Source organism: Klebsiella sp. R390 (assembly GCF_051131745.1).
In the GTDB taxonomy this organism is placed as follows: Bacteria; Pseudomonadota; Gammaproteobacteria; order Enterobacterales; family Enterobacteriaceae; genus Klebsiella.
The window spans coordinates 1,295,761-1,313,767 of the sequence record NZ_CP180445.1 but is presented as its reverse complement, the minus strand read 5'-3'; the positions used below and the strand labels follow the sequence as shown (position 1 = coordinate 1,313,767).

Annotated in this window: 17 protein-coding genes; 10 read left to right on the top strand and 7 right to left on the bottom strand. The window is 59.6% G+C overall.

Features of this window, described 5'->3' with window-relative positions; all coding sequences use genetic code 11:
* Positions 1-2: 2 nt before the first annotated feature.
* Genes ACMYSP_RS06150 through ACMYSP_RS06135 form a run of 4 tightly spaced genes read left to right on the top strand, consistent with a single transcriptional unit; the run spans position 3 to position 4,507 of the window.
* Positions 3-1,046, top strand: a complete 1,044-nt coding sequence (locus ACMYSP_RS06150) for an ABC transporter ATP-binding protein (RefSeq protein ID WP_434585989.1) — start codon at positions 3-5, stop codon at positions 1,044-1,046.
* Entirely contained in the window at positions 1,036-2,046 is a 1,011-nt protein-coding gene (locus tag ACMYSP_RS06145; RefSeq protein ID WP_434585988.1) for an ABC transporter ATP-binding protein, read from the top strand. The genes ACMYSP_RS06150 and ACMYSP_RS06145 overlap by 11 nt, the downstream gene beginning before the upstream one ends.
* An 18-nt stretch (positions 2,047-2,064) precedes the next feature.
* Positions 2,065-3,249: an amidase gene (locus tag ACMYSP_RS06140; protein WP_434585987.1), complete on the top strand. Its 1,185-nt coding sequence runs from the start codon at positions 2,065-2,067 to the stop codon at positions 3,247-3,249.
* Positions 3,239-4,507 (top strand): Zn-dependent hydrolase, encoded by a 1,269-nt coding sequence (locus ACMYSP_RS06135; RefSeq protein WP_434585986.1) that lies wholly within the window; start codon positions 3,239-3,241, stop codon positions 4,505-4,507. The genes ACMYSP_RS06140 and ACMYSP_RS06135 overlap by 11 nt, the downstream gene beginning before the upstream one ends.
* Before the next feature lie 401 nt (positions 4,508-4,908).
* Here ACMYSP_RS06135 and ACMYSP_RS06130 read toward each other — a convergent pair whose 3' ends face one another.
* Positions 4,909-6,372 carry a PLP-dependent aminotransferase family protein gene (locus ACMYSP_RS06130; RefSeq protein ID WP_434585985.1) on the bottom strand — a complete coding sequence of 488 codons (1,464 nt, stop codon included), beginning with the start codon at positions 6,370-6,372 and terminating at the stop codon, positions 4,909-4,911.
* Between the two features lie 235 nt (positions 6,373-6,607).
* Here ACMYSP_RS06130 and ACMYSP_RS06125 point away from each other — a divergent pair, with 235 nt between their 5' ends.
* The 4 genes from ACMYSP_RS06125 to ACMYSP_RS06110 are packed head-to-tail and all read left to right on the top strand — an operon-like array spanning position 6,608 to position 9,582.
* On the top strand, positions 6,608-7,459 hold the full coding sequence (locus ACMYSP_RS06125; protein WP_123755871.1) for a transporter substrate-binding domain-containing protein: 852 nt from the start codon (positions 6,608-6,610) through the stop codon (positions 7,457-7,459).
* A 47-nt stretch (positions 7,460-7,506) separates the two neighbouring features.
* The gene (locus ACMYSP_RS06120) at positions 7,507-8,148 is read left to right on the top strand and encodes an amino acid ABC transporter permease (protein WP_434585984.1); all 642 of its coding nucleotides are present in this window, start codon (positions 7,507-7,509) and stop codon (positions 8,146-8,148) included.
* A gap of 14 nt (positions 8,149-8,162) precedes the next feature.
* Positions 8,163-8,828 carry an amino acid ABC transporter permease gene (locus ACMYSP_RS06115; RefSeq protein ID WP_434585983.1) on the top strand — a complete coding sequence of 222 codons (666 nt, stop codon included), beginning with the start codon at positions 8,163-8,165 and terminating at the stop codon, positions 8,826-8,828.
* Positions 8,821-9,582, top strand: a complete 762-nt coding sequence (locus tag ACMYSP_RS06110) for an amino acid ABC transporter ATP-binding protein (protein ID WP_123755874.1) — start codon at positions 8,821-8,823, stop codon at positions 9,580-9,582. The genes ACMYSP_RS06115 and ACMYSP_RS06110 overlap by 8 nt, the downstream gene beginning before the upstream one ends.
* A gap of 60 nt (positions 9,583-9,642) precedes the next feature.
* On the opposite strand, the gene ACMYSP_RS06105 is transcribed toward ACMYSP_RS06110, so the two are convergent.
* A complete protein-coding gene (locus ACMYSP_RS06105; protein ID WP_434585982.1) occupies positions 9,643-10,407 on the bottom strand; it encodes an SDR family NAD(P)-dependent oxidoreductase in 765 nt (254 codons plus the stop codon).
* A 181-nt stretch (positions 10,408-10,588) separates the two neighbouring features.
* On the opposite strand from ACMYSP_RS06105, the gene ACMYSP_RS06100 reads away from it, so the two are divergent.
* Positions 10,589-11,926 (top strand): aspartate aminotransferase family protein, encoded by a 1,338-nt coding sequence (locus tag ACMYSP_RS06100; protein WP_434585981.1) that lies wholly within the window; start codon positions 10,589-10,591, stop codon positions 11,924-11,926.
* 54 nt (positions 11,927-11,980) lie between these two features.
* Here ACMYSP_RS06100 and ACMYSP_RS06095 read toward each other — a convergent pair whose 3' ends face one another.
* The 5 genes from ACMYSP_RS06095 to ACMYSP_RS06075 all read right to left on the bottom strand — a co-directional run bounded on the left by ACMYSP_RS06095 (position 11,981) and on the right by ACMYSP_RS06075 (position 17,043).
* Positions 11,981-12,685, bottom strand: coding sequence for an ABC transporter ATP-binding protein (locus ACMYSP_RS06095; RefSeq protein ID WP_434585980.1), 705 nt, complete (start codon positions 12,683-12,685; stop codon positions 11,981-11,983).
* Positions 12,672-13,508 (bottom strand): ABC transporter ATP-binding protein, encoded by an 837-nt coding sequence (locus ACMYSP_RS06090; RefSeq protein WP_434585979.1) that lies wholly within the window; start codon positions 13,506-13,508, stop codon positions 12,672-12,674. The genes ACMYSP_RS06095 and ACMYSP_RS06090 overlap by 14 nt, the downstream gene beginning before the upstream one ends.
* On the bottom strand, positions 13,501-14,334 hold the full coding sequence (locus tag ACMYSP_RS06085) for an ABC transporter permease (RefSeq protein ID WP_434585978.1): 834 nt from the start codon (positions 14,332-14,334) through the stop codon (positions 13,501-13,503). The genes ACMYSP_RS06090 and ACMYSP_RS06085 overlap by 8 nt, the downstream gene beginning before the upstream one ends.
* Entirely contained in the window at positions 14,334-15,383 is a 1,050-nt protein-coding gene (locus ACMYSP_RS06080; RefSeq protein WP_434585977.1) for an ABC transporter permease, read from the bottom strand. Before ACMYSP_RS06080 ends, ACMYSP_RS06085 begins: the two co-directional genes overlap by 1 nt.
* A gap of 91 nt (positions 15,384-15,474) precedes the next feature.
* A complete protein-coding gene (locus ACMYSP_RS06075) occupies positions 15,475-17,043 on the bottom strand; it encodes an ABC transporter substrate-binding protein (protein WP_434585976.1) in 1,569 nt (522 codons plus the stop codon).
* Positions 17,044-17,253: 210 nt separating this feature from the next.
* Between ACMYSP_RS06075 and ACMYSP_RS06070 the strand changes: the two genes are divergently transcribed.
* A complete protein-coding gene (locus tag ACMYSP_RS06070) occupies positions 17,254-17,952 on the top strand; it encodes a GNAT family N-acetyltransferase (RefSeq protein ID WP_434585975.1) in 699 nt (232 codons plus the stop codon).
* The last annotated feature ends 55 nt before the right edge of the window (positions 17,953-18,007 follow it).

The following is an 18,007-nucleotide window of genomic DNA, read 5'->3' as shown; positions in this document are numbered from 1 at the left end:
CGATGCAACCCTTTATCAAGACCGACCTTGGTGGCCCGGCCCAGCCGCTGCTGAAGGTCAATAATCTGCTCAAGCACTTTCCTGCCGGCGGCGGCAAAGGCCGCGACGTGGTACAGGCGGTGGATGACGTCAGTTTTACGGTGCTCAAAGGCGAAACTCTCGGTGTAGTGGGGGAGTCGGGTTGTGGTAAATCAACCACCGCGCGCCTGCTGATGCAGTTGCTTAAGCAGGACAGCGGCGAGCTGATCTTCGACGGCCAGGAGGTGGGGTCATCGCGCCTGCCGATGAAAGCCTATCGCCGCCAGGTGCAGATGGTCTTTCAGGATAGCTACGCCTCGCTGAATCCGCGCATGACCATGGAAGAGAGCATTGCCTTTGGTCAGCGGGTGCATGGCGTCAGTGCCAAAGAGGCCAGCGAATATGCCCGCTATCTGCTGGCTCATGTTGGTCTTGAGCCGGGTCGCTTTGCCCACCGTTACCCCCATGCGCTCTCCGGCGGCCAGCGTCAGCGCGTGAATATCGCCCGCGCGCTGGCAATGAAACCCCGGCTGGTGATCCTTGATGAAGCGGTCTCGGCGCTGGATAAATCGGTGGAAGCCCAGGTGCTGCAGCTGCTGCAGGAGCTGAAACGCACCCTCGAGCTGACCTATGTGTTTATCAGCCATGACCTGCACGTGGTGCGCTGGCTGTCGGACCGGATCCTGGTGATGTATCTCGGCGAAGTGGTAGAGGTTGGCCCCGCGGAACAGCTGTTTACCGCCTCGGCACACCCCTATACCCGTGCGTTATTAAGTTCGATGCCGTCGATGGATCCGCAGCACCGCACCCTGACTTCGCCATTGAACGGCGATCCGCCGAGCCCGATTTCCCCGCCCTCCGGCTGCCGCTTCCATACCCGCTGTCCGCATGCGAGGGCGGTGTGCTCGCAGGTGAAGCCGAAGCTTGAAAACATTGGCGAGGGGCATCAAAGCGCCTGCCTGATGGCGCAGCCCGCCTCGCCCTGGCATCAGAATATCGCTATCCAGGAGGTGAGCCATGTCGCATGACGCTTATGTCCACATCCGCGATTTGCGGGTCGAGTTTCGCCGCGACGGGCAGACGGTCAACGCGGTCAACGGCGTCTCTTTCGATGTGCAAAAAGGCGAAGTGATGGCGTTGATTGGCGAGTCCGGTTCCGGGAAAAGCGTGACCTTGCGCGCCCTGATGCGTCTGCATCCGCCGAAAAGCAGCGTCCTTTCCGGCACGATGCGGGTGGGGGGCGAAGAGGTGTTGACCATGAGCGCCTCACAGCTACGACGCTACCGTGGTGCACGCTGTGCGATGATTTTCCAGGAACCGCTGCTGGCGTTCGACCCGGTCTACACCGTCGGGCAGCAGATTGTTGAAGGTCTGCGCCGCCACGAAGGGCTGTCGCGTCAGGCGGCGCGGGAGCGGGCGCTGGAGGCGTTGCGTCAGGTGCGCATCCCCAGTCCGGAGCGGCGGCTGGATGCCTATCCGCACGAGATGTCCGGTGGTATGCGCCAGCGGGCGATGATTGCCCTCGCGCTCTCCTGTAATCCGCAGCTGCTGCTGGCGGATGAACCGACTACCGCGCTGGATGCCACGGTGCAAATCCAGATCCTGATCCTGCTGCGGGAGCAGCAAAAGCAGCGCGATCTGTCGATTATCTTTGTGACTCACGACATCGGCGCGGCGGTGGAGATCGCTGACCGGGTGGCGGTGATGTATGCCGGGCGCATCGTCGAGGAGGCGTCGATAGAGGACATTTTATATCGTCCTCGCCACCCCTATACCCAGGTGCTGCTGGGCAGTCGTCCGAAGGAGGGGCTGAAGAAGGGCGATGCGCTGCACTGTATTCCCGGTGCGCCGCCGGATCTCTCGCACCTGCCGCCCGGCTGCGCCTTTGCCGAACGCTGCCCGCACGCGCAGCCTGCCTGTTCGCAGAGCCAGCCCACTACCGAGCAGGTTGGGCCGCGCCACGTGGTGAGCTGTCATCGCTGGCGGGCGTTGAGCCCGTCCGTTGAACACCGGGCGCTGTACGCCTGAAGCAAAGAGGAAACCACTATGCAGGATGATCTTCGCGCCTTTATGCCCTATCCGGCGCATCCGGTGGCCCATGCGTTAAGCGGGCCGCTGAGCGGGATGACCTTTGCGGTCAAAGATTTGTTCGATGTGGCGGGCTACCCGACCGGCGGCGGCAATCCGCATCTGTTGGCGCTGTCCGGAATAAAAAACCGCACCGCGCCGGTGGTGCAGACGTTGCTGGACAACGGCGCGCGCTTTATTGGTAAAACCCACACCAGCGAACTGGCGTACTCCATGAGCGGGCACAACGTGCATTACGGCACGCCGCGCAACGGCGCCGCACCGAACCATATTCCCGGCGGTTCGTCGTCCGGGTCGGCGTCGGCGGTGTCGAATGACGCCTGCGATTTTGCTCTCGGCACCGATACCGGCGGGTCGGTACGCACGCCGGCCAGCTACTGTGGGTTATACGGCCTGCGTCCAACCCACGGCCGTCTCTCCCTCGACGGCTGTCAGCCGCTGTGTGCCAGCATGGATACCTGCGGTTTTTTTGCCCGCTCAGCGGCGGTCTTCTCCGCCGTGGCCGACTGCCTGCTGGGTGAGGCGTCTGCGGATATCGCAAACGTGCGGTTGGCCAGTCACGATGGCCTGTTTTCCCGCTTGCCGCTGCGCAGTCTGCAGGCATTGCAGCCGGTGCGTCAGCGAGTCAGCCGTGAGTTCGGGCCGGTCACCGTGTTGAACGCGCCGCTGCCAGAAGTGGACGAGATCTATCTCGCCTTTCGCCAGATTCAGGGCTACGAGGCGTGGCAGTCGCAGGGCGAGACCATTGAGCGCTATGGCCTGCAGTTGGGACCGGACGTGCGCGAACGCTTTTTCTGGGGCAAGGCGGTGACCTCCGCGCAGTTTGAAGCCGCCTGCCAGCAGCGCGAACGTTTTAGCGCCTGGTGGGACCAACAACTTGGCGATGCGGTACTGGTGATGCCGACCGTTCCCGACGGGGCGCCGTTGTTGACCGCGCAGGCGGAGGAGATCGAAGCGGTGCGCCGTCTTTCCCACGATCTGCTGTTAATTTCGGTGATGACCCGGCGCCCACAGGTGACGCTGCCGGTCGCTCAGGTGGGCGGTCTGCCGCTGGGCATCTCACTTTTAGGGCCACGTGGCAGCGATCGTCTGCTGGTCGCGCTGGCCAGCGCATTGATGCAAGGAGACCAATATGAGCAGTGATGTCCTTTTTACCCCAGTAACCGAAACCGCCGCCTATCGTATCAATGGCGAACGTCTGTGGGATTCCCTGATGACGCTGGCGGAAATCGGCGCCACGCCGAAGGGCGGCTGCTGTCGCCTGACCCTGACCGACCTCGACCGTCAGGGGCGGGATCGGGTGATTGGTTGGGCGCAAGCGGCCGGGATGAGTGTCACCGTGGATAAAATCGGTAACGTGTTTATGCGCCGGGAAGGGCGTAACCCGGCGTTGCCACCGGTGGTTTCCGGCAGCCATATCGATACCCAGCCAACCGGCGGTAAATTTGACGGCAACTACGGCGTGCTGGCGGCGCTGGAGGTGGTGCGCACCCTGAACGATCTGGAGATCGAAACCGAGGCGCCGATTGAAGTGGTGTTCTGGACCAACGAAGAAGGGTCGCGCTTTGTGCCGGTGATGATGGGTTCCGGGGTCTTTGCCGGGGTCTTCCCACTGGAGACGATCTACGCGGCGCAAGATAGCGAAGGCAAAACCGTCGGCGAAGAGCTGGCGCGTATCGGCTATATCGGCAGTCAGACGCCGGGCGATCATCCGATTGGCGCCTACTTCGAAGCGCATATCGAACAGGGACCGATTCTGGAAGATGAAGAGAAAATTATCGGTATCGTGCAGGGCGTACTGGGGATCCGCTGGTATGACTGCGTGGTGACCGGCCAGGCTTCCCACGCCGGGCCGACGCCGATGCGTCTGCGCCAGGATGCATTGCAGGTGGCGACCCGCATAATGCAGGAAGTGGTGGCGATTGCCGGACGCAGCACAGAAGGGCGCGGCACGGTGGGAATGGTGCAGGTCCATCCGAACAGCCGCAACGTGGTGCCGGGTGAGGTGGCGTTTTCCATTGATATGCGCAATCTCAGCGATGCGCTGGTGGATGAGATGGATCGCCAGCTGCGGGCGTTTATCGATCGCGTCGAGCAGGAGAGCGGGCTGACGGTGGCGCTGAAAGAGGTCAGCCACTATCCGGCGGCACCGTTCCACCCTGAGTGTCAGGCGGCGATTGCCGGGGCCGCGCAGCGTCTGGGGTATCCGGCGCGGGAGATTGTCTCCGGGGCCGGGCATGATGCGGTATATATGAGCTATCTGGCGCCCACCGGGATGATTTTTATCCCCTGTAAGGACGGTATCAGTCACAACGAGATCGAGTATGCGTCGCCGGAGCATGTCACCGCCGGGGCGAACGTGCTGTTACAGGTGATGTTGCAGTACGCGCAAGCGGTATAGGCGACGCCTGGAACCATTCCCGGTGGCGCTACGCTGACCGGGCTACGGGGTTACCGCCGTCTGGGGGTTGGTAACCTGGGCACCACACCCCGGTGGCGCTGCGCTGACCGGGCTACGGGGTTATCGCCGTCTGGGGGTTGGTAACCTGGGCACCACACCCCGGTGGCGCTACGTTGATCGGGCTACGGGGTTACCGCCGTCTGGGGGGGGTAACCTGGGTACCATTCCCCGGTGGCGCTGCGCTGACCGGGCTACGGGGTTATCGCCGTCTGGGGGTTGGTAACCTGGGCACCACACCCCGGTGGCACTACGCTGACCGGGCTACGGGGTTACCGCCGTCTGGGTTTTGTAGCCCGGACAGGCGCAACGCGCCGCCTCCGGGAGAGGTACTGCGGCGGCCGCTAACCCATTTGTGCCAGCTGCCCGCGCAACACGTCGACCCCTTGCTCAATGGCGTCGGGGTTAATGGCGTGGAACCCCATGCGGAAGAAGTTACCCGGTGGTGCATCGCTGAGAAAATGCCGCGCGCCGGGCTCAATCAGCACACCCGCATGGGTGGCGCGCCAGGTCAATTGCTGGGTGTTGATCTGCTCAGGGGTCGCCAGCCAGAAGGCGTTGGCGTGTTCACTGCCGGCAATAATCCGGCACTCTGGCAGATAGTGTTGCAGGGCATTATGGAGGCGATCCCAGCGCTGGGCGGAGTCGTAATGGTAGCGCCGCAGATGCGTTTCGTAGTGGCCCTGGGCGAGGAAATGGGCCATCTGATACTGAATATTGGTGGGCGGATGACGATACATCAACCGGCGCAGCGCCCGCGCTTCGTCAATCAGGTCCGGGTCGGCAACCATAAAGCCCAACCGCAGGCCCGGCGACAGCGCTTTTGACAGGCTGCTGACGTACACCACTCTGCCGCTACGGTCGCTGGCCTTCAGCGCCGGGAGCGGGTTGAGCATAAAGTTACTTTCCGAGTCGTAATCATCCTCAATAATCACCGCGTCGTGGCGCGCGGCGTGCTCCAGCAGCTGGCTGCGTCGCGCCTTGCTCATCGCCACGCCGGTCGGCACCTGGTGGCCCGGGGTAACGTAGTAGTAATCGCAGGGGGCGTCGTTAAGGACAATGCCCTGTTCATCCACCGGGTGCGGCACAATATCGGTATCGGCGAGCAGGAAGGTGTTGATGGCCTCGCGAAAGCAGGGGTTCTCCACGCCCACACGGGTCTTCGCTGACATCAGCAGGCGGGTCAGCAGGTACAGCGCATTCTGCGAACCGAGGGTGATCAGGATCTCATCCGGCGCTGCCACAATCCCGCGTTTCGGCAACACCCGGGTGCGGATCTGCTCAATCAGCATCGGCACATCCTGGTCGATATGGTCCACCACCCATGCCGGGTCGCGCACGCCGCCGTGCAGCCAGTTGGCCGCCGAACGCCAGGTCGCTAGCGGGAACTGGCGGGTATCTGGTTGACCGTAGATAAACGGATAGCGGTAGTTCATCCAGCCTGCCGGTTTGAGAATCGACTCCTGTTGGCTGGGGGTGATTTGCAGCCGCGCGCCCCATCGTGGTGCAGAACTCTCGCGTTGCGGTGCAGTTTCCACGGTGGCAGCAGAGGAATGCTGGTAATCCGGATGCAGATAATACCCGCTGCGCGGACGGCTGATGAGGTAGCCCTCGTTCACCAGACTTTCAAACACCAGTGCCGTGGTATTGCGCGATACCCGTAGCTGGCTGGCCAACTGGCGGCAGGAAGGGAGCGGGGTATCGGCGGAAAAAATCCCGCCCAGAATGGCGTTAATCAGCGTCTCGCGCACCTGCTCCTGCAAACCGCGGTGCGGGTCGAAATCAACATGTAACAGGTGTCGGATCATGCTCAGCTCCTTACGCAAACGCGTGCTGCAGGAACTGGAGCAAATTCCATACCACCCTGAAAATGACTGACACATCCCCGCAGCGAATCTGGCTCTATCGAGAAATTTAAAACCGTCCCTACAGTAAAAATGTATTCATCAGCCGCGGACCGGAGCTTCCATCGGCACATATTTTGCAAAACCTTTTCATGTTCGGGAATGAACACGTCTGGCGAATTAATTTAGGGGTGGATTGATGAAAAAATCATTAGGTTCAATGTGTCTTGGCGCCGTTATGGCAATGGCCTTTTCTTATCACGCAGTCGCCGCAGATCTTCCGGAAATTGAAAAGTCCGGCACCCTGAAAGTCGCGACGGAAGATGATTACGCGCCTTTTAACTTTATGAATAACGGCCAGGCTGACGGCTTCAACAAAGATATGCTAGATGAATTGCGCAAATATGCAAAATTCCATGTTGAGCAAAGTATTTTACCGTGGACCGGATTATTAGCAGCGGTCTCAACCGGTCAGTACGATATGGCCTTAACCGGTGCGGTTATTACCGACGATCGTCTGAAAGTATTTGATTTCACCCCACCGTGGGCCTCTGCCCAGCACTATTTTGTTAAACGTGCCGGCGATAACTCACTGAATACTATTGCTGACCTCAGCGGTAAAAAAGTGGGGGTTCAGGCGGGTAGTGCGCTGCTGGCGCGTCTGCCGGAGCTGAAAGCGATGCTGGAGAAAGGCGGCGGTAAACTGGGGCCGGTGGTGGAGTACCCCTCCTACCCGGAAGCCTACGCCGACCTGGCTAACAAACGCCTCGATTACGTGATTAACGTGGTTATTTCGGTTAACGATCTGGCCAAAGCCAAACCGAAGGTCTTCGCCAAGGGGCTGCCGGTGTCGGGTCCTGGCTATATGGCCTGGCCGATTCCGAAAAACTCACCGCAGCTGTTGGCCTATATGACCAAATTTATGAACCATATGCGCGAAACCGGCAAGCTCGCCGAGCTGCAGAAAAAATGGTTTGGCGAAACCTACGATGACCTCCCGACAGAGCCGATTACCAACCCGGAACAGTTCCATAAGCTGGCTGGTTTCTGACAAGTTGCGGCGGGTAACCGCCGCGTGTTAATGCGAAGGAGGGCTCTATGGACGCAATTTCCTGGCAGTTACTGATTGAAGGCGCATGGACGACCCTCTGGATTTCGGCTATTGCGATTACTTTTGGCGTAGTGATTGGTTTGCTGATTGCGCTGGTGCGGATGTTACGCCTGCCGGTTATCGATCAGCTGCTGGTGGTGTATATCAGCCTTGCCCGCGCCACGCCGCTGGTGACGCTGGTGCTGTTTCTGTTTCTCTCGTTGCCCACCGTGGGGATCAACCTCGACAAAAACATGGCGGCTATCGTCGCGCTGACCCTCAACACATCGGCGTTTAACGCAGAAATCTGGCGTAACGCCTTCCGCACTTTCCCCCGTGAACAGCGCGAGGCGGCAGAGTCCGTCGGGATGGGACGCTGGACCTATTTCCGCTACATCATGCTGCCGCAGATGTGGATCGAGAGCCTGCCAGCACTGGTCAACGAAATGTCTTTCCTGATTAAAGGCAGCCCGGCGATCGCGGTGATCGGCGTGGTCGATTTGACCCGCGTGACCAACCGTATTTCATCCGTCACTTACGAACCCTTGTCGCCGATCCTGGCGGCGGGCCTGCTGTACGTCGTGCTTATCGGTACGCTGCTGAAATTGCAAAGCATGGCGGAACGTAAAGCCAAACGCCTGGCGCGATAATCACAGGAGGATCTATGAATCAGTGGGCCGTTATCTGGTCAGTGCGCGACAGCTTTATCGCTGGATTGCTCGCCACCCTTGAGCTTTTTATTACTGCAGCAGTCGTTGGATTTATTGCCGGAATCGTCTTGTGTTATTTAACCGAATATCAGAAAAAGACCCTGAACCGGTTAATTGTTGGCTTTGTCAGCTTAATGCGGGCCATTCCTTTTCTGATTCTGGCTTATTTGCTCTATTACGGATTACCGGAAGTCGGGATCAGTATGGAAGCATGGACCGCCGGGTTAATTGCATTAATTATCTACCATGGTGCCTATTTCTTTGAAATATTGCGCAGCCAGCGCCGGGTATTTTCCGGGGGCTATATCGAAGCCGCCGTCGCCCAGGGTTTTTCGCGTTATCAAATTTTTCGGCGGATTATTTTGCCGAATATCGTCTCATCAGCCTTACCGCTACTGGGTAACCAGTTGATTATTTGCCTGAAGGATACTGCTTTTCTGAGCATTATCACCGTTCAGGAGATTACCGCCGCGGCCAACAGCGTCCAGGCGACCTATTTCATCCCGTTTAACGCATTTATTGTCGCCATTGCGCTGTACTGGGCCGTCAGCATTGTGCTGGAGCTGCTGATCAAACGATTGAGCGCTCTGGGAGCCAAAAGAGGAATGAGTCATGCCTGATACAACGGCTGTGAGTATTAAAAACGTCTCCAAGCAGTTTGATAATATTGAGGTGCTGCGCGATATCAACCTGACGGTTGAAAAGGGGTCGGTGGTGAGTATTTTAGGCTCGTCTGGCTCCGGTAAATCGACGCTTCTGCGCTGTATGAACTGGCTGGAGCAGCCGGATCGCGGCGAGATCCATATCGGTGGCCAGCGTCTGGGAATTGACGAACAAAACGGTAAGGCCATGTCCCATCGTCAGCTGTCGAAGATTCGCGAGCGGGTGGGGATGGTGTTCCAGAGCTTTAATCTGTGGCCGCACCTGAGCGTGCAGCAGAATGTCAGCGAGGCGTTGCTGCGTGTCAAAGGCATGAAGCGCGATGAAGCCAATGCTATCGCTCTGCAGCAACTGGAAAAGGTGGGGATGGCGCACAAAGCTGATGCCTGGCCGATTACCCTGTCCGGCGGTCAGAAACAGCGGGTGGCGATTGCCCGTTCGCTGGCGATGTCGCCGGAGGTTATCCTGTTTGATGAACCGACGTCGGCGCTGGATCCTGAGCTGGTCAATGAGGTGCTGGGAGTCATGAAGGCGCTGGCGGCAGAGGGGTATACCATGGTGGTGGTGACCCACGAAATGGATTTTGCCCGGCAGGTGTCAGATGAAGTGGTGTTTCTTGAAAAAGGATTGCTGATTGAGAAAGCGCCACCGGAGAAGTTTTTCACCAACCCGGACTCCGAACGCGTCAGACAGTTTTTACAAAGCAGCCGCTAATCAATGCAGTAGCCCGGACAGATGCTTGAGGCGCCTGTCCGGGCTACAAACCCTAAAACCTCAATCGCGGTCAATGGCGAACGGCTGCCAGGCCTGACGTACCGGCATGACTTCAACCCGGTTGATATTCATATGGTCCGGCAGGGTGGCGATGTAAAACATCTGTTCGGCAATATCCATCGCGCTCAGCGGGGTGGTGCCGCGATACAGATTATCCGACGCCGCCTGGTCGCCTTTGGTGCGCACCAGGGTAAATTCCGTTTCGGCAATGCCCGGAGCCAGGTCGGTGACGCGCACGCCGGTCCCGAGCAGGTCGCAGCGCAGATTGTAGCTAAACTGCTTCACAAAGGCTTTGCTGGCGCCATACACGTGGCTGCCCGGATAGGGCCACTGGCCGGCGATAGATCCGATATTGATGATGCTGGCGCCCGCGCCGTGGTTAATCAGCGTCGGCAGCAGCGCGTGAGTGACGTTCACCAGCCCGGTGACGTTGGTATCGATCATCGTTTTCCAGTCTTCCAGTTCGACCTTCTGCGCCGGCAGCGGCGATAGCGCCAGCCCGGCGTTATTGATAAGCGTGGTCACATCGGCAAACTCAGCGGGAAGGGCCGCCACCGCTGCCGCCACCGCGTCGCTGTCGCGGACGTCAAGTTCGATAATATGCACCGGGACTTGCGCGGCGAGCTTATCCTGTAATGTCTTCAGTCGCTCAAAACGACGTCCGCTGAGGACCAATGACCAGCCTGCCTCGGCAAAGACCTGTGCTGCTGCCTCCCCAAATCCCGAGGTTGCCCCGGTAATAAACACCACTTTGCTCGTTGTCATTTCATGCTCCTGTGCAGGTTGTCGTCCCACTATAAAAAAGCCTTCCTGACGGGCACAGAGCCAGTCGCGCTGTGGCGATGTGACACGGTGTCACATCATTTTCCTCGCACTGGCTCTATCCGTTTTCCCGCTATGCAGCCAATGATGAATCCAACAACAACGACATGAGAGAGGGCAGGGTATGAAGCTGGCATTACAGAACGATGTTACGGTAAGCAACGATGAAGTACGCCAACTGGATCGTGCTTATGTCTTTCATTCGTGGTCAATACAGGGCAACGTCAATCCGCTGGTGATTGCCGGGGCTAAAGGCTGTGAACTGTGGGACTACGACGGCAATACCTACCTTGATTTCAGCAGCCAGCTGGTGAACGTCAACATCGGCTATCAGCATCCTCGGGTGCTGGCGGCCATGAAAGCGCAGATGGATGAGCTGGTGACCATTGCGCCAGCTACCGCCAACCTGGCGCGTGGCGAGGCGGCAAAACGCATCGTTGAACTGGCGCCGGAAGGCTTCAGCAAGGTGTTTTTCACCAACGCCGGGGCGGATGCTAACGAGAACGCCATCCGCATGGCGCGACTGTACACCGGGCGCGATAAAGTGCTGTCGGCCTACCGTTCCTACCACGGTAATACCGGTAGCGCGATTGCCGCCACCGGCGACTGGCGTCGCGTACCGAACGAATATTCACGCGGACACGTGCACTTCTTTAACCCGTATCTCTATCGCAGCGAATTTAATGCGCTGACGGAAGAGGAAGAGTGTCAGCGTGCGCTGGCTCATCTGCGCAGAATGATCGAGTGTGAAGGCCCAACCGCCATCGCCGCGATTCTGCTGGAGTCGATTCCGGGGACTGCCGGGATCCTGGTGCCGCCTGACGGCTATATGCAGGGCGTGCGGGCGCTGGCCGATGAGTTCGGCATCGTGCTGATCCTCGATGAGGTGATGGCCGGCTTTGGGCGCACCGGTAGCTGGTTTGCCTTCGAACAGGACGGTATCGTGCCGGATCTGGTGACCTTCGCCAAAGGGGTGAACGCCGGGTATGTGCCGGCAGGCGGAGTGTTGATCAGCGATCCTATCGCCCGCTACTTTGACGACCATTTCTTTGCCGGAGGGCTGACCTATTCCGGTCATCCGCTGGCGATGGCGGCGATTGTTGCCACCATTGACGCGATGAAAGAAGAGAAGGTGGTGGAGAACGCGGCGACCATTGGCAATGAGGTACTGCGTCCGGGGCTGGAAGCGCTGGCAGAGAAGCACGCGATTATCGGCAACGTGCGCGGGCGTGGCCTGTTCCAGGCGTTGGAACTGGTCAGCAATCGTGAGCAGAAAACGGCGTTAACCGCGGCGGATATGGCGGCGATTAAAGGGGCGTTAACCGAGGCTGGCCTGCTGGCGTTTGTGGTGGAAAACCGCATCCACGTAGTGCCGCCGTGCACCATCAGCGCCGAGCAGGTGGCGAAAGGGCTGGCGATTTTCGACAGCGTCTTCAGCCGTTTTGCCAGCCTGGCGAAGTAACGCCCGCACGCTACGATTCCCGGATAAGGCATCGACGTCTTACCCGGGAAAACCTTATCCCATCCGATGTTCACCGTTCATCAGCGCTTTGCGGTCGAAGAAGCGCTGAATCACCCCTTGCGCCATAAAGGCCGCCCGGTCTGACATATGGGCAATCACATCGGCATCGTGGCTGACCAGCAGATAGGTCATTCCATGCTCCTGTTTCAGCCGGTTCAGCAGATTGAGGATCTCCGCCTGCACCGACATATCCAGCGCCGAGGTCGGCTCATCCAGCAGCAGGATCTGCGGGCGCAGCAGCAGGGCGCGGGCAATTGCCACGCGCTGACGCTGGCCGCCGGAGAGCTGGTGAGGATAGCGTTGGACGGCATCCGCCGGTAGACCTACCTGTTCCAGCGCGGTGGTCACCCGCTGCGTAATTTCACCGATACCATGAATTTTCAGCGGCTCTGCCAGGGTGCGCCACAGCGTATGATTGGGGTGCAGCGACGCGTAAGGATCCTGAAACACCATCTGCACGTTGCGCCGCAACGCCCCTTGAAAACGCTCGCCGGGGGTGATGGCCTTATTGAAGAGCTCGACGCGGCCGTGCCACTCGCGCTGAAGACCGGCGAGCACCCGTAAAATAGTTGACTTCCCGCAGCCGGAGGCGCCGATCAGGCTGAAGGTTTCCCCCGCCTCAACGCTGAAAGTGGCCGCAGAAACTGCCGTTTTATCGGCAAAATTGACCTGCAATGCATCGAGATTAACGACTGCCATGTGCCGCCTCCGTAAAATCCAGGGTTCGGTTGAGCGTCGGCAACATCTGGCCATAGGTGCCGGCATCGGGACGGCAGGTCCAGAGCGTGCGGGTATAGGGATGGCTCGCCTGCGGAAGTTCCCGCGCCGGCATCTCATCTACCTGCATGCCCTGATACATCACCAGCACCCGGTGGCAATGTTCAGCCACCAGCGGCAGATCGTGGCTAATCAACAGCATCGCCATTTGCCGCTGCTCGCACTGCTCCACCAGCAGTTCGAGTATCTGGTTACGCAGCCGGGAGTCGAGCGCCGAGGTGGGTTCATCGGCAATCAGTACCTTCGGGTTGTTAAGCAGTGCGATGGCGATCATCACCCGCTGTCCCATCCCGCCGGAGAGTTCGCCGGGATAGCGGCGCAGCACCGGGAGATCGAGGCCGACCGCATCCACGGCGGCTTTCACCGCCTCCAGTCGGGCGCGGCGGTTCAGACGCTGATGCAGCGTTAACGCTTCTTCCAGCTGATCCTGAATGTTTTGCACCGGGTTCAGCGCATAGCGCGGGTCCTGCAAGATCATGGCGATATCGTTGCCACGCAGCGCCCGCCAGCCGCGGTCGTTAAGGGTCAGAAGGTCGTGCCCCAGCACGTTCAGCGTTTCCGCGCTGACCACCCCCGGTTTGCGTACCAGCCCCATCAGAGCGCGGGCGGTCATGGATTTGCCCGAACCGGACTCACCCACCAGCGCCAGCCGTTCGTTGCCGAGAGTAAAATTGACGTTATTCACCACCCGGGCGGCAGGGTAGTCGATGCACAGCCCGCTAACGGAGAGTCGGGTATCAGTCATGTTGTGGCTCCAGAACATCGCGCAGGCCGTCGCCCAGCAGGTTAAATGCCAGGCTGGCGATCAGGATCACCGCGCCAGGGGCGGCGGCAATCCACCACTGATCGAAAATGACCTGCATGCCGTCGGCAATCATCGCCCCCCATTCCGCCATCGGCGGACGCGCGCCGAGGCCAAGGAAGCCCAGCCCGGCGGCGGCGAGAATAATTCCCGCCAGGTCCAGCGCCAGACGCACGATAGCAGAAGGCAGGCACAGCGGCAGAATATGGCCGACCAGCAAACGCCAGCCGCGGATCCCCATCATTTCGGCGGCGGCCAGATAATCACTGTGGCGCAGGCGCTGTATTTCGCTTCGTGCCTGACGGGCATAGGCCGGCCAGGTGGTGAGGGCCAGCGCCAGCGCGCCGTTGACCAGCCCCGGCCCGAGCATGGCAACAAAGGCAAAGGCGAGGATCAGGCGCGGCATTGACATCACCACGTCGGTGAAGCGCATCAAAATACGCTCCAGCCAGCCGCCGTAATAGCCGGACAAAATCCCCACCAGCAGGCCAACGGGCAGGGTGATAAGGGTGACCAGCGCCACCAGCCCCAGCGCCGGGCGCGCGCCGTAAATCAGACGTGAGAGCAGGTCGCGGCCATAGCTGTCGGTGCCGAGCCAGTGCTGGGCACCCGGCCCCTGCAGCCGCGCGGCGGCATCCTGCCAGTTAGGGTCGAGCGGCGCCAGCCAGGGGGCGAACAGCGCCACCAGCAGCAGCAAGGTGATAATCACCAGCCCGCAAAAGGCGGCGGGGGAGCGACGCAGGCGACGCAAAAACAGATAGGTCGGCATCAGCGTACCCTCGGGTCGGTCAACCGGACCAGCAGGTCGGTGAGGTTATTAATGAAGACAAAACTCGCGCCAATCAGCAGCGTACCGCCCATGATGGCGGTGGTATCGCCGGCAAACAGTGCGGTGGTCAGGTAGCGGCCAATTCCCGGCCAGGAGAAGACGGTTTCGGTCAGGACCGCCCCTTCGAGCATCGAGGTCCAGGCCAGCGCGATGACCGTCAGCAGGGTGCCACGGATGTTCGGCAGCACGTGGCGCAGCAGAATCGTCATCTCGCTGGCGCCTTTGGCGCGGGCCAGCAGGATGTACTCTTTGTTCATCTCGCTAAGGCAGGCGGAGCGGGTCAGGCGGGTAATACTGGCCAGCGAATAGTATCCCAGCAGCAGCACCGGCAGCAGCAGATGGCCGATGGCGTTTTTGAACGCCGCTTTATCGCCGGAGAGCCAGGTGTCGATCAGCACGAAGCCGGTCCGGGGCTCGACGGTATATTGATAAATATCGTCCAGCCGACCGGGACCTGGCGTCCACTGCAGTTTGGCGTAGAACAGCGCCAGCATCAGCAGGCCGAGCCAGAAAATAGGTACCGAGTTGCCGATCAGGGTAAAGGTGCGTACCGCCAGATCCCATGGTGACCCCACGTAGCGCGCGCACAGTACGCCAGAGATCACCCCAAGCAGCGCGCCAACGATCAGCGCCAGCGTGGCCAGTTCGAGGGTGGCGGGAAAGGTGGCGAGCAGATCCTGCAGCACCGGCTGACCGGTGGAGCTGGCAATGCCCAGATCGCCGTGCGCCAGGTTGACCAGGTAATGCCAGAACTGCACCGGCAGGGCGCGATCCAGCCCAAGTTGATGGCGAACCTGATCGTAGGTGGACTGGCTGGCATGATCGCCAACGATTTGCAGCACCCGGTCAACCGGCGACAGGGCCGAGAGCGCAAAGGTGACCAGCAGCAGACCGAGCAGGGTCAGCGCCAGGGTGAACAGCCCCTGAAACAATGCGAGCAGAGGGCGCGTGCTGCGCCGCTCTGCTCTGGTAGGTAAAACAGCAGACATGGTTATTCCGTCGGTAAAAATGCAGTGTTATCAGTTGGTGCGATTTGTTGTTGTAGCCCAGTCAGCGTAGCGCCTGCCCGGGCCACCTGGGTTACTTGGTCACCCGGTCATACCAGACCATGTCGGCGTTCAGGCCCTGCTGATAACCTTTGACGTTATCGCGGACCACGATCTGGGTTTTCCCTTGATCAACGAAGACGTAAGGCGAGCTGCGCTGCAACTCTTCCTGCATTTTTTTATACAGATCGAGGCGTTTTGCCGGGTCCGCTTCGGCCACCGCGGCCTGGGTCTCTTTGTTCAGCTGCGGGATCTGCCAGCCGTTCAGGCCGGCGACGGTGCTGGATTTACCGTCATTCCAGGCGAAGGCGCTGGCGTTAGAGTGGGCGTCGAAGTAGTCGGGGATCCACAGACGAATAGCCGCCTGGTGCTGCTTCGCGCGCACCCGGGCATACACCTGGCTACCGGCAGCCGGCAGCAGATCGATCTTCACGCCGCCCTGGGCAAAGCTGGCCTGCATTGACTGGGCGATGGTGATGAACGGTGGTTTGTTTTCAACATCAAGGGTGAAATGAGCATCTTTGATCCCGGCTTTGGCGAGGATGGCTTTGGCTTTCTCAGGGTCAAACTTAAAGGGATTGTTGTCCAGCGCGCCCGGCAGACCCACCGGCAGGAAGCTCTGATGGACGAAATACTGGCCCTTGAGCAGATCTTTGGTAATGCCGTCGTAGTCCACCAGCCAACGTGCTGCTTCCCACAGGGCCGGATTTTTCAGCAGCGGGTTAGCGCTGTTGCCGGTGTTGAACGCCAGGTAGTTCTGCTCGGCGGACGGAATGCTCAGCACCGTGACGCCCGGCTTGCCCTGCAGAGCGGCTATCTGATCGGCCCCGAGATCGCGGGCGACATCAGCATCGCCCTGCTGAATCAACAGGCGGCGAGACGCCGGGTCGGGGACGTTTTTAATAATCACGTTTTTCAGTTTTGGCGCACCGGTCGGCGAGCTGTCGTTGGCTTCCAGCACGATGGCCTGATGCGGTTGATAGACGCGCATTTTGAACGCGCCGCTGCCCGCGGAGTGCATTTTCAGCCAGCTGTTGCCGAAGTCGTTATCTTTGACGTTCGGCGCCACCAGTTTTTCATCGACGATGGAGGCGATCGGCGTGGAGAGAATATTCAGCGCAACCGCCGGGCTGACGTCGGCGGTCCAGTGCAGCTCCAGGGTGTGGTCATCCACCTTTTTCAGCTGGCTGGCGATGTTATCCGGCTGCCAGCCGAGAACGTTAAGGATAAAGGCCGGGGATTTGTTCAGCGTCACCGCGCGGGTGTAAGAGAAAATAATATCTTCCGGGCGCAGCGGGTTACCGGAGGCAAATTTAGCATCGGGCTTGAGCTTGATGGTCAGCGTTTTGGCTGCCGGATCTGCCTGCCAGCTTTCTGCCAGAATCGGGGTGATTTTTTCAGGGTTATCGCGGTCCGGTTGAACCAGGCGTTGATAGAGGCTCGGTACCGTCTGAATACTGGACAGCTCATTGGCTTCCGCCGGGTCGAGGCTGACAATATCGTCGAGTCCCTGGGCAACGACCAGGGTAGTTGGCGGTGTAGCGGCATGGACGGCAGCGGAGAGCGCGGTCAGCACCAGTAAAGACAGCAGTTTTTTGGTCATGAGCAATCCCTGAAAAATGTTGTTTTGATTATTTATGCTTCGCTACGTTAGGCCGCTTCACTGTCGTCGTAAAGTCAAAATACCAATAAGCTTATGCATAAAAAGAATAATCAATAGGCTTGAGTTATAAACGGAAAAAATGACGGCGCGGTTTCCGGGTTTATCGCAACTTGATATAACTATTTGGTTACCAATCAATGGGGTAAGGTCATGCCGGAAATCAATCAGTATGGTCAGTGGGTGAACGACAGGGTCGCCGACTGGCAAGGTGCCAGCCTCCTTAAGCGTCTGCCATTGGGCGGGCGTTTTTGCCAACTGGAGCCGCTGGACGTACGCCGCCATGCCGCCGATCTGTTTGCGGCCTACGCGCAGGGCGACGAGAGCTACTGGACCTGGCTTGCCAGCACACGGCCGGAGAGCCTTGAGGCCACCGCCCACTGGGTTGCCGGGAAAGTGAACGATGACGCGCTGGTGCCGTATGCGGTTATCGACCGACATAGCGGGCGAGCGCTGGGGCTGGTCAGCTATATGGCTATCGACCGCGGGATGGGGACGGCTGAAATCGGCCATGTTACCTGGTCACGGCAGATGAAAAATACCCCGTTGGGAACGGAAGCGGTGTGGCTGTTGCTGCAACATGCCTTCGAACAGGGCTATCGCCGACTGGAGTGGAAATGCGATTCGATGAATGTTGCGTCGCGGCGGGCGGCGGAGCGTCTGGGCTTCACCTGGGAAGGGTGCCTGCGACAAAAGATGGTGCGTAAAGGGCGCACCCGCGACAGCGATCAGCTATCGATTATCGATAGCGAATGGCCGGTACGGGATGCGGTGCTGCGCAGGTGGCTGGCCGCGGATAATTTTGATGACAATGGAAGACAGCGGAAACGGCTGGAAGCGTGTCGCGAATGAGCGATAGCTGACCACGCGTGTTTTTCTGGCATTGCCGGGCAAGGCGCCCGGCATG

Coding starts and splice junctions, on each gene's coding strand:
- ACMYSP_RS06150 (WP_434585989.1), top strand. CDS start 3: ATGCAACCCTTTATCAAGACCGACCTTGGTGGCCCGGCCCAGCCGCTG.
- ACMYSP_RS06145 (WP_434585988.1), top strand. CDS start 1,036: ATGTCGCATGACGCTTATGTCCACATCCGCGATTTGCGGGTCGAGTTT.
- ACMYSP_RS06140 (WP_434585987.1), top strand. CDS start 2,065: ATGCAGGATGATCTTCGCGCCTTTATGCCCTATCCGGCGCATCCGGTG.
- ACMYSP_RS06135 (WP_434585986.1), top strand. CDS start 3,239: ATGAGCAGTGATGTCCTTTTTACCCCAGTAACCGAAACCGCCGCCTAT.
- ACMYSP_RS06130 (WP_434585985.1), bottom strand. CDS start 6,372: ATGATCCGACACCTGTTACATGTTGATTTCGACCCGCACCGCGGTTTG.
- ACMYSP_RS06125 (WP_123755871.1), top strand. CDS start 6,608: ATGAAAAAATCATTAGGTTCAATGTGTCTTGGCGCCGTTATGGCAATG.
- ACMYSP_RS06120 (WP_434585984.1), top strand. CDS start 7,507: ATGGACGCAATTTCCTGGCAGTTACTGATTGAAGGCGCATGGACGACC.
- ACMYSP_RS06115 (WP_434585983.1), top strand. CDS start 8,163: ATGAATCAGTGGGCCGTTATCTGGTCAGTGCGCGACAGCTTTATCGCT.
- ACMYSP_RS06110 (WP_123755874.1), top strand. CDS start 8,821: ATGCCTGATACAACGGCTGTGAGTATTAAAAACGTCTCCAAGCAGTTT.
- ACMYSP_RS06105 (WP_434585982.1), bottom strand. CDS start 10,407: ATGACAACGAGCAAAGTGGTGTTTATTACCGGGGCAACCTCGGGATTT.
- ACMYSP_RS06100 (WP_434585981.1), top strand. CDS start 10,589: ATGAAGCTGGCATTACAGAACGATGTTACGGTAAGCAACGATGAAGTA.
- ACMYSP_RS06095 (WP_434585980.1), bottom strand. CDS start 12,685: ATGGCAGTCGTTAATCTCGATGCATTGCAGGTCAATTTTGCCGATAAA.
- ACMYSP_RS06090 (WP_434585979.1), bottom strand. CDS start 13,508: ATGACTGATACCCGACTCTCCGTTAGCGGGCTGTGCATCGACTACCCT.
- ACMYSP_RS06085 (WP_434585978.1), bottom strand. CDS start 14,334: ATGCCGACCTATCTGTTTTTGCGTCGCCTGCGTCGCTCCCCCGCCGCC.
- ACMYSP_RS06080 (WP_434585977.1), bottom strand. CDS start 15,383: ATGTCTGCTGTTTTACCTACCAGAGCAGAGCGGCGCAGCACGCGCCCT.
- ACMYSP_RS06075 (WP_434585976.1), bottom strand. CDS start 17,043: ATGACCAAAAAACTGCTGTCTTTACTGGTGCTGACCGCGCTCTCCGCT.
- ACMYSP_RS06070 (WP_434585975.1), top strand. CDS start 17,254: ATGCCGGAAATCAATCAGTATGGTCAGTGGGTGAACGACAGGGTCGCC.